Source organism: Paractinoplanes durhamensis (genome assembly GCF_016862175.1).
In the GTDB taxonomy this organism is placed as follows: domain Bacteria; phylum Actinomycetota; class Actinomycetes; order Mycobacteriales; family Micromonosporaceae; genus Actinoplanes; species Actinoplanes durhamensis.
The window spans coordinates 50,473-62,630 of sequence record NZ_BOML01000034.1 but is presented as its reverse complement, the minus strand read 5'-3'; the positions used below and the strand labels follow the sequence as shown (position 1 = coordinate 62,630).

10 protein-coding genes are annotated in these 12,158 nt (G+C 71.4%); 2 read left to right on the top strand and 8 right to left on the bottom strand.

What is annotated here, in order from left to right:
- Positions 1–4: 4 nt before the first annotated feature.
- Positions 5–1,615, top strand: coding sequence for a glycoside hydrolase family 13 protein (locus tag Adu01nite_RS20845; protein ID WP_203728584.1), 1,611 nt, complete (start codon positions 5–7; stop codon positions 1,613–1,615).
- On the opposite strand, the gene Adu01nite_RS20840 is transcribed toward Adu01nite_RS20845, so the two are convergent.
- From Adu01nite_RS20840 to xylA, 3 genes are read right to left on the bottom strand one after another with little or no spacing between them, the layout of a single operon-like run.
- Positions 1,523–2,992, bottom strand: coding sequence for an MFS transporter (locus Adu01nite_RS20840; protein ID WP_203728583.1), 1,470 nt, complete (start codon positions 2,990–2,992; stop codon positions 1,523–1,525). The genes Adu01nite_RS20845 and Adu01nite_RS20840 overlap by 93 nt on opposite strands.
- The gene (xylB, locus tag Adu01nite_RS20835) at positions 2,989–4,377 is read right to left on the bottom strand and encodes a xylulokinase (protein ID WP_203728582.1); all 1,389 of its coding nucleotides are present in this window, start codon (positions 4,375–4,377) and stop codon (positions 2,989–2,991) included. Before xylB ends, Adu01nite_RS20840 begins: the two co-directional genes overlap by 4 nt.
- A 1-nt stretch (position 4,378) precedes the next feature.
- A complete protein-coding gene (xylA, locus tag Adu01nite_RS20830) occupies positions 4,379–5,566 on the bottom strand; it encodes a xylose isomerase (RefSeq protein ID WP_203728581.1) in 1,188 nt (395 codons plus the stop codon).
- 89 nt (positions 5,567–5,655) lie between these two features.
- Between xylA and Adu01nite_RS20825 the strand changes: the two genes are divergently transcribed.
- Positions 5,656–6,774 carry an ROK family protein gene (locus tag Adu01nite_RS20825; RefSeq protein WP_203728677.1) on the top strand — a complete coding sequence of 373 codons (1,119 nt, stop codon included), beginning with the start codon at positions 5,656–5,658 and terminating at the stop codon, positions 6,772–6,774.
- Positions 6,775–6,876: 102 nt separating this feature from the next.
- On the opposite strand, the gene Adu01nite_RS20820 is transcribed toward Adu01nite_RS20825, so the two are convergent.
- The 5 genes from Adu01nite_RS20820 to Adu01nite_RS20800 all read right to left on the bottom strand — a co-directional run bounded on the left by Adu01nite_RS20820 (position 6,877) and on the right by Adu01nite_RS20800 (position 12,014).
- Complete coding sequence (locus Adu01nite_RS20820; RefSeq protein ID WP_239132580.1) at positions 6,877–7,350, bottom strand: MarR family winged helix-turn-helix transcriptional regulator; 474 nt, start codon at positions 7,348–7,350, stop codon at positions 6,877–6,879.
- A 148-nt stretch (positions 7,351–7,498) separates the two neighbouring features.
- Positions 7,499–9,205 (bottom strand): substrate-binding and VWA domain-containing protein, encoded by a 1,707-nt coding sequence (locus tag Adu01nite_RS20815; protein WP_203728580.1) that lies wholly within the window; start codon positions 9,203–9,205, stop codon positions 7,499–7,501.
- A gap of 239 nt (positions 9,206–9,444) precedes the next feature.
- A complete protein-coding gene (locus tag Adu01nite_RS20810) occupies positions 9,445–10,497 on the bottom strand; it encodes a lactonase family protein (protein WP_203728579.1) in 1,053 nt (350 codons plus the stop codon).
- A gap of 25 nt (positions 10,498–10,522) precedes the next feature.
- Positions 10,523–11,128 (bottom strand): hypothetical protein, encoded by a 606-nt coding sequence (locus Adu01nite_RS20805; RefSeq protein ID WP_203728578.1) that lies wholly within the window; start codon positions 11,126–11,128, stop codon positions 10,523–10,525.
- Between the two features lie 70 nt (positions 11,129–11,198).
- Positions 11,199–12,014, bottom strand: coding sequence for a hypothetical protein (locus Adu01nite_RS20800; RefSeq protein ID WP_203728577.1), 816 nt, complete (start codon positions 12,012–12,014; stop codon positions 11,199–11,201).
- Positions 12,015–12,158 lie beyond the last annotated feature (144 nt).

Sequence of the window (12,158 nt, the reverse complement as noted above, 5' to 3'; positions counted from 1 at the left end):
CGGCATGCTCAACCACTGGTGGCGCGAAGCCGTCATCTACCAGGTCTACCCCCGCTCGTTCGCCGACAGCGACGGCGACGGCATGGGCGACCTGCCCGGCATCACCGGGCGACTGCCGCACCTGAAGCAGCTCGGCATCGACGCCGTCTGGCTGTCACCTTTCTACCCCTCGCCGCAGCACGACGCGGGCTACGACGTGGCCGACTACCGCTCGGTCGACCCGCGCTTCGGGACCCTCGCCGACGCCGACAAGCTGATCAGCGAGGCGCACGACCTGGGCCTGAAGTTCATCGTCGACCTGGTGCCCAACCACACCTCGAGCGAGCACGTCTGGTTCCAGGCCGCGCTGGCCGCCGCGCCCGGCAGCCCGGAGCGCGAGCGCTACATCTTCCGCTCCGGTAAAGGAGACGAGCCGCCGAACTCTTGGACCAGCATGTTCGGCGGCCCGGCCTGGGAGCGGGTGCCGGACGGGCAGTGGTATCTCCACCTGTTCGACGTCAGCCAGCCCGACCTCAACTGGGGCAACCCCGAGGTGCGCGCGGAGTTCGCCGACATCCTGCGGTTCTGGCTGGACCGCGGCGTCGACGGCTTCCGGGTGGACGTGGCGCACGGCCTGATCAAGGAGGAGACCCTGGCCGACTGGACGCACCCCACCGCGATCCTGGGCGGTCTCGACCCGGCCGGCCCGCCGCCGCCGATGTGGGACCAGGACGGCGTGCACGAGATCTACCAGCAGTGGCGCGCGATCCTCGACGAGTACCAGCCGGAGCGCATCCTGGTGGCCGAGGCATGGGTGTCGCCGGCCGACCGGCTCGCCCGTTACGTGCGCGCCGACGAGATGCACCAGGCGTTCAACTTCGAATACCTGGAGGCTCCGTGGCGGGCCGCCGATCTGCGCCGGGTGATCACCTCGACGCTGGCCGCCAACGACTCGGTCGGCGCGCCCACCACCTGGGTGCTGTCGAACCACGACGTGGTGCGGCACGCCACCCGGCTCGGCTACCCGGTCGGCACCGGCCGGATGAACGGCATCGGCGCCGGCGACCCGCAGCCGGACACCGCCCTCGGCCTGCGCCGGGCCCGCGCCGCCACGCTGCAGATGCTGGCCCTGCCCGGCTCCGCCTACCTCTATCAGGGCGAGGAGCTCGGGCTGCCGGAGCACACCACGATGCCCGACGAGGTACGCGAGGACCCGGCCTGGGCCCGATCCGGGCACACCGAGCGGGGCCGGGACGGCTGCCGGGTGCCGATCCCGTGGGAGGCCGACGCCCCGTCCTACGGCTTCGGGCCGGCCGACGCCAGCTGGCTGCCGCAGCCCGCCACCTGGGCCGAGTACGCCCTGGACCGCCAGCAGGGCGCGCCCGGCTCGACCTGGGAGCTCTACCGGCGGGCGCTCGCGCTGCGGAAGGAGCACGGCCTGGGGCTCGGCTCCCTCGGCTGGCAGGAGACGTCGTCGGACGTGCTCGCCTTCCGCAACGGTGACGTGCTGGTGATGACGAACCTCGGCACCGCGCCGGTGGCGTTACCGGCCGGGGCTCGGGTCCTGCTCACGAGCGAACCCCTCGACGCCGACGGCCGCCTCCCCGGCGACGTCACCGTCTGGGCGGTGCTCTGACTCGGCAGCGGCCGCGGCCAGCAGGGCGGTGTGCGTATCGGCCATGTCCTTCGCCACCGTCTTGCTGGCCAGCCAGAACATGACGCCGGTCGGCAGCCAGAAGAACTGGAAGCCGGCCAGCCCGACCGCGTAGTTGAGCGGCGGCGGGAACGCCCCGGCCAGCCCGCGGAAGACGACCGCCACCATCGCGTTGCCGCCGGCCCGGCCGAAGCCGTTGACCAGGTTGCCGAGGCTGTAGACGGTGCCCCGGTGCTCGGGCGGGTTCACGTCGGCGATCAGGGCGAACCAGTTCGGCGAGTTCGCCGACGTAAGCATCAGCGCGAAGACCGCGGTGGCCAGGCACAGGCCGACCGACGGCTCGGTGAAGACGTCGGCGAGCACCGCCCGGATGACCTCCCCGGCGCCGGCCCCGTCCGGCACGTCGATGGTCATCGGGACGAAGAACAGCACGACGTAGAACGGCACCGCGGCGGTGACGCCGACCGCGGCGACCAGGGCGCGGCCGCGCGGTGTCCGCCGTTGCAGCCGGTCGCCGACCAGGCCGCCGAGGATGCTGAGCGCGCCGCCCAGCTGGAACAGGGTGGCGAAGACGCTGCCGACCAGCACCGCGGTGCCGGCCGAGTAGCCCTGGTCCTCGGCCCGGGACCGGAACAGCACCGGCAGCCACACCAGCGAGCCCAGCGCGATCTGGGCGGTGCCGCCCTGCAGGATCAGCCAGATGTTGGTGCGCCGGCCGAGGATCACCGGCAGGTCGCCGGCGTGGATCCGCTCGTCGTACTCGACCCCGGCCAGCTCCGGCTGGCTGTCGCCGCGCGGCACGTTGTAGGTGAAGAGGTAGGCGACCGTCGCGACCACCCCGGCCGCCGCGGTGACCAGGAACGGCTGCCGCCAGTCGGTGTGCCCGAGCAGGCCGCCCACCATCGTGCCGGCCAGCGTGCCGACCCCCTGGGACAGGCCCCAGAAGCTCATCACCAGCCCGCGCCGCTTCGGCGAGATGAGGTCGCTGACCACCGCGAAGCTGACCGACGCGACAGCGCCGAGACCGAACGCGGCGATCACCTGGGCCAGCAGGAACTGACCGTAGCTCCCGGCCAGGCCGGACCAGACGGTGCCGACCACCCAGATGGCGGTGCCGGCGATCAGCACCGGCTTACGGTCGGTGCGATCGCCGGCGTACGCGAAACCGATCGCCGCCACCGCGCTGATCAGGAACATGATCGTGGTGGCGAGGGCGATGTGGCCCTCGCCGACCCCGAGCGAGTCGCCGATGCTGCCGTAGAGGGGCGGGACCAGGCCGATCGCCACGTTGTCCAGCGACGCCAGGATCACGAAGACCACGACGCTGTAGACCCGGTGCGCCGGCCCGCCCTTGTTCACCCGAGAAGGTTAGCGGCCTTTTTGTACTGCTCCCGAATGAGCGGGACGGAAACCGCCTCGTAGGACTCGGGCGGCTCGGCCGACCAGACCGGCGGCTCCGCGGTGCCCAGCGCCACCCAGGCGGCCTGCCGGGCCGCGCCGTCCGCGACGTACTCCCCCGGCGGCGGGACCAGCACCGGCAGCCCGAACAGCTCCGGCGCCACCCGGCGGACCGCCTCGCTGCGCGCACCGCCGCCGACCAGCACGATCCGGTTGGCCTCGGCGCCGCGCTCGATCAGCGCGTCGAGACCGTCGGCGAGGGCGCAGAGCATGCCCTCGACCGAGGCCCGGGCCAGGTGGGCCGGGTCGGAGGTCTTCAGGGTGAGCCCGTGCAGCGAACCGGTGGCGTCCGGCAGGTTGGGGGTGCGCTCGCCCTCCAGGTAGGGAATGAGGACGAGGCCGTCGGCGCCGGCCGGGGCGGACAGCGCCAGCCGGGACAGCTGCTCGTGGTCGACGCCGAGCAGCTTGCCGGCGGCGTCGAGCACCCGGGCCGCGTTGAGCGTCACCACGATCGGCAGGAACCGGCCGGTGACGTCGGCGAAGCCGGCCACCGTGCCGCTCGGGTCGTCCGGCGACACCTCGGCCGAGACGAAGACCGTGCCGGAGGTGCCGATCGAGACGACCACGTCGCCGGGGCCGGCGCCGGTGCCGAACAGGGCGGCCGCGTTGTCGCCGGCGCCCGGGCCGAGCGGCGCCCCGTTGGGCAGGTGCCCCGCGATGCCGGTGGGGCCGAGCACCTCGGGTGTTTGCAGCAGACGCCCGAACCCGAGCTCAAGGAGGTCGGGCCGGTATTGATTGGTCTTGGCCGACCAGTACAGCGTGCCGCTGGCGTCGCTGCGGTCGGTCTTGATCGTGCTGATGTCGGTCGACCCGGACAGCTTCCAGGTCAGCCAGTCGTGCGGGAGGCACACCGCTGCCACCTTGGCCGCGTTGGACGGCTCGTTGCGGGCCAGCCAGCGCAGCTTGGTCAGGGTGAAGCTGGCGACCGGGACGATGCCGACCGCGTCGGCCCACTTGTCCCCGCCGCCGAGCTCCTGGATCAGGTCGGCGGCCGCCCCGGCGCTGCGTGTGTCGTTCCACAGCAGCGCCGGGCGGACCACCTCGCCGTTCTCGTCGAGCACCACCATGCCGTGCTGCTGACCGGCCACCGAGGCGGCGGCCACGTCGTCCAGGCCACCGGCCTCCTCGATCGCCTGTTGCAGCGCGGCCCACCACGCGTCCGGATGCACCTCGGTGCCGTCCGGATGTGCGGCCCGGCCCTGCCGGACCAGCTTGCCGGTCTCCGCGTCGCGGATGACCACCTTGCAGGACTGGGTGGAACTGTCGATCCCGGCGACAAGAGTCATCTCAGCTGGCCCTCAAAACGTGGTCGATCGCGAGCTGGTGCAGTTTCACGAAACCGTATCCCTGAGCACCGACGGCGTCGACGTCGAAGTCCTCCCAGGCGCTCTTGTCGTTCAGCAGGTCCTGGTAGGTCTCGCCCTCGTTCAGCGTCGGCTTCGCGAGGTCGAGCACCTTGCTGGCGGCAAGGGCCTCCTGCACCACCGGGTCGGCGCGGAACTCCTGCGCCCGCTCCTTGAGCAGCAGGTACATCCGCATGTTGGCCGCCGCGGACTCCCACACCCCGTCGAAGTTCTCGGTGCGGGACGGCTTGTAGTCGAAGTGGCGCGGGCCGTCGTACAGCGGGCCACCACCGGCCGGGCCGTTCTCCAGCAGGTCGACCAGGGCGAACGCGTTGAGCAGGTCGCCGTGACCGAAGACCAGGTCCTGGTCGAACTTGACCGAGTGCTGGCCGTTGAGGTCGATGTGGAACAGCTTCTTGTGCCACAGCGCCTGCGCGATGCCGGCGAAGAAGTTGAGGTTGGACATCTGCTCGTGGCCGACCTCGGGGTTGATGCCGAACAGCTCGGGGCGCTCCAGCTCGTTCGTGAACGCGATGGCGTGGCCGAGCGTGGGCAGCAGGATGTCGCCGCGGGGCTCGTTCGGCTTCGGCTCGATCGCGAAACGAAGGCCGTAGCCCTTGTCCTCGGAGTACTGCGCGACGAGGTTGAGGCCCTCGCGGTAGCGGTCGAGCGCGGCGTAGATGTCCTTGGCCACGTCGTACTCCGCGCCCTCGCGGCCGCCCCAGAGCACGAAGGTCTTGGCGCCCAGCTCGGCGGCGAGGTCGACCTGGCGGAGGATCTTGCGCAGCGCGTACCGCCGGACCGAGCGGTCGTTGCTGGTGAACGCGCCGTCCTTGAACACCGGGTGGGTGAAGGTGTTGGTGGTGACCATCGGGACGACCAGGCCGGTCTCCTCGAGCGCCTTCTTGAAGCCGGCGAGGATCGAGTCGCGGGTGGCGGCGTCGGACCCGAACGGGATCAGGTCGTCGTCATGGAACGTCAGGCCGTAGGCGCCGAGCTCGGAGAGCTTGTGCACCGCCTCGACCGGGTCGAGCTCGGGACGGGTGGCGTCACCGAACGCGTCGCGGGCCTGCCAGCCGACGGTCCAGAGGCCGAAGGTGAACTTGTCTTCGCGTGTGGGTTGGACCGGCACGGTTACCTCCACGTAACGGGTCTGATTTGTTTATTGGTTGAATTATTTGGAGGCGGTGTGGCATTGTCAAGGGCGTGAACGCCCGGATCATGACCGCCTCCCGGGCCCCCGTGCGGCAATCGAGCGTGCGCGCCCATAATCTCGCGCTGGTGCTGCGTACCGTGGCGAACAGCGCAGATCGGCCATCTCGGGCGGCACTTTCCGCCCAGACCGGCCTTACCCGGGCCACCGTCTCCGCGCTCGTCGACGACCTGATCGCGGGCGGGCTGCTCACCGAGCACGACCCGGCCCCGCGCACCGGCGCCGGCCGGCCGGCCGCCGGGCTGGCGCTCAGCCCGGGCGGTCCGGCCGGGCTCGGGCTGGAGATCAACGTCGACTATCTGGCCGCCTGCGTGCTCGATCTGACCGGCGAGGTCCGGCACCGGTTCGTCGCGCAGGGTGATCAACGCAACCTCACTCCCGGTGCCTCCCTGGCCGAGCTGGGCGGTCTGGCGTTGCAGGCGCTGGAAGCGGCCACCGCGGACGGGCTCGCCATCGCCGGGGCCACGCTCGCGGTGCCCGGCCTGGTCGCGCCGAACGGCATCGTCCGGGTCGCGCCCAACCTCGACTGGCAGGACGTCGACGCGCCCGCGCTGCTCAACGTGCTGCCCGGGCTCGGCGAGCTGCCGATCGCGGTCGACAACGAGGCCAATCTGGCCGCGATGGGCGAGCTGCGGGCCGGCGACGGCGAGCCGACCTTCCTCTACGTCTCCGGCGAGATCGGCATCGGCGCGGGCATCGTCCTCGACGGCGAGCTCTACCGGGGCGGACGCGGCTGGAGCGGCGAGATCGGGCACGTCACGGTCTTTCCCGACGGACGGCCGTGCCGCTGCGGCGCGAACGGCTGTCTGGAGCAATATGCCGGCCAGGAGGCGGTCTCGGCCGACGCCGACCTCGCCGCGTCCGCGCTCGGCATCGCCCTGGCCGCGGTGGTCAATCTTCTCGACATCTCGGTCATCGTGCTGGGTGGCGCCTACGCTCCCGAGTTTCCCCGGCTGCGCGCCGGGATCGAGGCGGAGCTGGCACGCCGCGTGCTGACCGCGGGCCTGGCGCCGGTCACCCTGCGTGCCGCGACGCTCGGCCCGGACGCGGCCATGCGCGGCGCCGCCGGCGCGGTGATCCAACAGCTGATCGACGACCCGGCGGCTTTCTTGAACGGTACGGCGTAGGCCGCACCCCAACCGCAGCCGGACCGCGGCCCGCTTGCTCGTCCGGCGCGAGCTTCCGGAAACGGCCGCGCCCGGTGCGGCGAGCCGCGGTGCGGGCGTGGGTTACGCGGTGCGGGCGGACGCGGTGGCGCCGTTGCTGTCGGCGGCGGCCGAGGCGAACTCGCTCAGGCCACGCAGCAGGGCGGCCCGGCCGGAGCCGGACATCCGCTCCAGGGTCACCGCGAGGGCCAGCCGGCGGACCCGGCGGAGCTCGGCGAGCAGGGCACGCGACGACGGGGTCAGATAGAGGGCGATCTCGCGCCGGTCGGCCCGGCCGGGAGCCCGCTCGACCAACCCGGAGGCGACCAGCCGATCGCAGAGCCGGCTCGCCGACGACAGCAGCATGTGCAGCTCGGCGGCCAGGCCACCGAGGTTGACGCCCTCGGCGCGCTCGACCGCCAGCAGGGCGTTCAGCTGGGCCGAGGACAGTCGTGGGGTGGCCTGCTCGCGGGCGGCATCCCAGGCGGACAGCAACGCTTGCGCGGCGTCGTCGATCGCCGCCGCGTTCATCGGGTCCGGGCCGTCGTGAACCGCCATGGTGCAGCAGAGACTACCCTGCGGCGGCCCGGGCTTCGTGTTCCCGGTGCGAGTCGCACACCGAGCACCGGGTCGCGATTTGCGGATGCCGGAAACACGGCGACGGCCGCCACCTTTCGGTGACGGCCGCCGCGTACTCCTGAAGGTTTTAGTTGGCGCCGGAGCGCGTCGCGATCGCCTCGAGGAAGATGTCGCCGATCTTCGCCGGGTCCTCGGCGATGAAGACGCCGCCGGCCGCCGTCGGCTTGACGATGGTCTCCAGCTCCTGCCGGTTGACGCCGGTACCGATACCGACGATGACCACCCGGACCGGGCGCTTCGGGTCGTTCAGCGCCTTGAGCTTGGCGACCAGCGTCTGCTGGCTGATGCCGTCCTTGTTCTGGTTCTCACCGTCGGTGAACAGGATGACCGAGTTGATCTTTCCGGCCTGCCACGAATTCTGGACGTTCTGGTAGGCGGCGAGCAACGTGTCGTAGAGACCGGTCTGGCCGTTGGCCTTCGGCACGATCTGCTTGATCGAGTCTTGAAGCTGCTGGCGTTTCGCCGACAGCGGACTGATCGGCACGATCTCCTTGTACGGTTTCTTGCCGTTCATCTCGGTCGAGAACAACCACACCCCGACGGCCCATTTGTCGTCGAAGAGGGCCAGACCACCGGACGCCGCACCTCTGGTGACCGCGGCCCGGTCGGCACCACCGGCGGTGGGCACCGGCTCCAGCATCGAGCCGGAGACGTCGAAGACGGCGAGCACCCGGCCGGGCAGCGTGATCGCGGCCCAGCTGCCCAGCGCCTGGCTCAGCGTGCTGGGGTCGAGACCGGCGGCGGCCGAGCCGCCACCCTCCGACTTGGTGGAGGAACTGGCGCTGACGGCCGGCGACGCGTCCGGCGCGCCGAGCGGGGCGGCGAAGCCCGACCCGACCGTGCCGTCCGGAGCCCGCAGGCCCGCGCTGGCCAGAGCGTTCTTGAAGGAAGCGGTCTGCAGCTGCTGGCGCAGGCCGGTCGCGGCGGCCGACTTCTGCAGGTCGACCTCCGGCATGATCGCGTACGGGTAGTCCAGCGGCGGCGGGCTCGGGTCGAGGTAGAGCGCGACCAGCGGCACCGGGGGCTTCTCCGAGTTGTACGCCACGACGTCCTCCTCGGACAGCGGCGCCGCACTCAGGCTGGTGGCAATGTCGTTGGCGTCGGCCGAGTGCGGGAACTTCTGCAGAAGGTCGTCCCGCAGCGCGGAAGCGGACTGGGCCAGCGCCTTGATCGCACCGACCTTGGCCGCCTGGGCCGCCGGACCGGTGCCGGCCGCCTGGCCGAACGCCAGCAGACCGGCCAGACCGGCCGCATCACGGGCCGGGTCGACGGTGCCGACGCGCAGCTGCGTGCTGGTGCTCAGCTGGGCGAGCAGGTCCTTCCAGCCGAGCCTCTTGTTGGGCCAGCCGACGCCCTCGGCGACCGGCTGCGGCATGGCGACGACGACCGGGCTCTGCGCAACCGGCTTGCCGTCGGTGGGCACGAAGCCCGGGGCCTCGGTCTTGAGGCGGAGCAGCCACGTCGATGAGTCGGCAACCCACACGTCCGGCACCTTGACCGACTCGGGAGCGGCGCCGAGCCCGGTCAGCGTGACCTTGTGCTCGCTCGCCACGGCCGCGGCCATGGTTGCCGGGTTGACCGGGTTGACGGAGACCGCGATGCACGTCCCGTTGACGTTCGCGCCCTCCTGGACCCAGCGTTGTGCCGCTTGATCGATGGCAGGCGCGATCTCCGTCGCCGCAGCGACGGTCAACCGGACTGAACCGGTGCACCCGGAGTCGGAGAGTTGTTGGTAGCCCAGGTAAGACCCGGCAAGCACGACGACAATCGCCATCGCGGCTCCAACGACGCCCGCCCCTCGGAAATTGAAGTTTCGACGATGGCGACCTGACACGCGCTCTATAGTGCGCATCGCTGAACCTGAGCGCCATATACGTTTGGCGGAAAGTTACTCGGATTAGGTCAGTTGCCCGACAAAGTGACCTTGGGTAGTGACGCCCTCTCGATCAGTACGGGCCTCTGGCCGGTTTTTGGTGATTTGCCGGAAGGGTCGTTAACGCACTATCTCGCGGATCATCTGACGGCCGTCGATGTCCAGCGCAACAGGCAAGTGGGGCTGGCCTCGGCCATCGGCTCACCCTGCGGTGCCGGGACGCCGCTCTCGGGATCGATCCGGAACGTCGTCACGCTGTGTGACAATTGATTGGTTACGTAGAGGTGATCCCCGAGCAGGATCATGTGCCGCGGCCACTCCCCGCCGGTCGCCGCCTCGGCCACCTTGACCGCCCCGCCGCCGTCCCACGCGAAGGTCGACACCGTGTTCGGGCCGCGGTTGGCCACGTAGACGAACCGGCCGTCGCGGCCGCAGACGATCTCGGACGGATAGGTGGGACCGCCCTGGTCGCTCGTCGCCACCTCACCGGCCGCGGCCAGCGAGCCGTCGGCCGCCGGGCGGTACCACGTCAGGTTGGCCGCCAGCTCGCCGACGAGCAGCAGCGTGCCGTCCGGCGTGATGCGCAGATGACGCGGGCCGGTGCCCGGCTTCGCGGTGACCGCCGGGGGCAGCAGGGTGAGCCGGCCGCTGACCGGGTCGAGGCGGCAGCGCCACACCCGGTCCGAGCCCAGGTCGGCGATCAGGACGCCGTGCCCGTCCTCGACCACCATGTGCGCGTGCGGGCCGCGCTGCCGCTCGGCGTCCGGGCCGCTGCCGGCCAGATCGAGCAGGTCGGTGCGCTCGCCGGGGGCGCCCTCCGGATCGAGCGGGTGCACCGCGACCGAGCCGGACGAGTAGTTGGCGACCAGCAGGAAGCGGCCGTCCGCGGTGACCGACAGGTGGGCCGGGTCGGACCCGCCGGTCGGCCGGCTCGACAGCGGGGCCAGCTCGCCGTCGACGGCCACGGTGAACGCGCTGATCGTGCCGTCCGTGTCGAGCTCGTTCACCGCATACAGGATCGGGAGGGTCGGGTGCTGCGCCAGGAACGACGGGGACGGGGTGCGGGCCGCCACGCCGAGGCGGGTCAGCACGCCCGAGGCCGGGTCGCGGCGAAGGAGGGTGATGCCCTCCGCCTCTCCGCCCTTGTCACCCGTGTAGCCACCGACGAAGACGAACTCACCGTGTGAACCCATGCGCAGATCCCATCACATCCGGGTGTCATTCCTCATCCGGCGAGCGGTACATGTCGGCGGCTTCTGCCGCGAGCCGGCCGGCCGCCAGCAGACATGACCTGGTCAGGGCCAGCGGGTGGTCGGCGACCAGGATTCCGCGGCGAAGTGTGACGGTGCCCTCGGCGAACGGGTAGCGGTCGGTGAGCCGCAGCCGCTCGATCATCCGGGGCAGCGGGACCTCGATGCCGGGCCGATCGGTGCCCATCGCGGTCAGCAGCGCGGCGGCGTGCGCGGTGCCGGCCTCGGCCAGGTCGGTGCCGGTCCGGACCGGGGTGACGGCCAGGGCGGCGTACGGAAAGGAGGCCAGGCCACCGTCCGAGCGCCAGAGGTGGAAACGCCGGGCGGCGCGGCTGCTGTGCAGCCGCCAGCCGACACCGGCGTCGAGGCCGGCCAGCCAGCGAGGCCATCGCCGGCGGTGGTACGCGTCGACGGCCGCCGCCCAGCTCCGGGCCGCGCCGAGCTCCTGGAGGCAGCGGACGTGGCACGGACCGGGCAGGACGCCGGTGCCGGGCGCCAGCATCCAGGGCAGGGCCGTCCAGTCATGGCCGGTCAGGCCCAGGACCAGACGGCCGCAGAGGGTGCATTCGGTCACGGATCCCCAATCCGGTCGGCGGCCGCGCGAGCCCCGTGACCCGCGCGACCGCCATCTCCCCCGGGTCAGGTCAGCCGTTCAGCAACTCGTAGGCCGCCGCGGGAGCCTTCTGCTGGTCGCCGGCGGCCGGCGCAATCGGGCTCGCGGTCTTGCCGAAGCCGCTGTAGGTGACCGTGTAGGTCTGCGCCTTGGTCTTGCCGGCCGCCGGGATCTTGACGACCGCGCTGGTGAGGTGGCCGGCGCTGTCGACGACCGCCGCGAACGGCACGGTCTTCGCCTTCTCGCCGAGGGCCTTGAGGGTGGCCGCGTCGAGGATGCTCTCCTCGGTGTCCTTGGTCAGGTCGGTGGTCCCGCTGTAGTGGCCGGGGCTGGTCTCCTTGAGACCGGCCGCGCTCTCCACCAGAAGCTGGGTGTCGCCCGGGTCGCTCTCCTCGGCCGTCTCCATGAACGTCTTGTCGCTGAGCTTCGACTCGTCGACGAGCATCCACTTGTTCGGCAGCTTCGGCAGGCCGGCCAGGTTGGCCGGGGTGAACTTGAACTTGACCCAGGCCTTGCCCGCGACGAACCGGAGGTCCATCCGCATGGTGAAGCCGACCTCCTCCTCGTGCTGGAGAAGGGTGACGTCGACCGCCTTGTTCGGCAGGTCGGAGACGCCGGTCAGCGGGACCGTGCCGCCGGCCACCTTGAACGCGTAGGCGGGGGTCTTCTCGTCCGGGATGGCGTTCAGGAGGACCTCGCGCGGTTCCGCGGGGGCACTCGTCGCGGCACCGGCGGGGGTGGTGGTGCCGGTGTCCGCCGCGCTTGCGCCGCAGCCGGTCAGCGCGAGCGAGGAAGCAACAGTGATCGTGGCAAGGGCGGCGAAGCGGTTCGAGCGCAGAGTATTCATGGTCGTCTTTCTCGGGGTGATGAGGTGTCGCAGCCGACGGATCACAGACTGGAGGAGCGCGGGACCAGAACCTCTGCCGTTATGCTGCTGCCCGCTGCGGTTACGCTGCGGCAGACAGGTCAGTGCAGGTCAGGGGGCTGCGGT

Coding starts and splice junctions, on each gene's coding strand:
- Adu01nite_RS20845 (WP_203728584.1), top strand. CDS start 5: ATGCTCAACCACTGGTGGCGCGAAGCCGTCATCTACCAGGTCTACCCC.
- Adu01nite_RS20800 (WP_203728577.1), bottom strand. CDS start 12,014: ATGAATACTCTGCGCTCGAACCGCTTCGCCGCCCTTGCCACGATCACT.
- Adu01nite_RS20810 (WP_203728579.1), bottom strand. CDS start 10,497: ATGGGTTCACACGGTGAGTTCGTCTTCGTCGGTGGCTACACGGGTGAC.
- Adu01nite_RS20825 (WP_203728677.1), top strand. CDS start 5,656: ATGACCGCCTCCCGGGCCCCCGTGCGGCAATCGAGCGTGCGCGCCCAT.
- Adu01nite_RS20820 (WP_239132580.1), bottom strand. CDS start 7,350: ATGGCGGTTCACGACGGCCCGGACCCGATGAACGCGGCGGCGATCGAC.
- Adu01nite_RS20815 (WP_203728580.1), bottom strand. CDS start 9,205: ATGGCGATTGTCGTCGTGCTTGCCGGGTCTTACCTGGGCTACCAACAA.
- xylB (WP_203728582.1), bottom strand. CDS start 4,377: ATGACTCTTGTCGCCGGGATCGACAGTTCCACCCAGTCCTGCAAGGTG.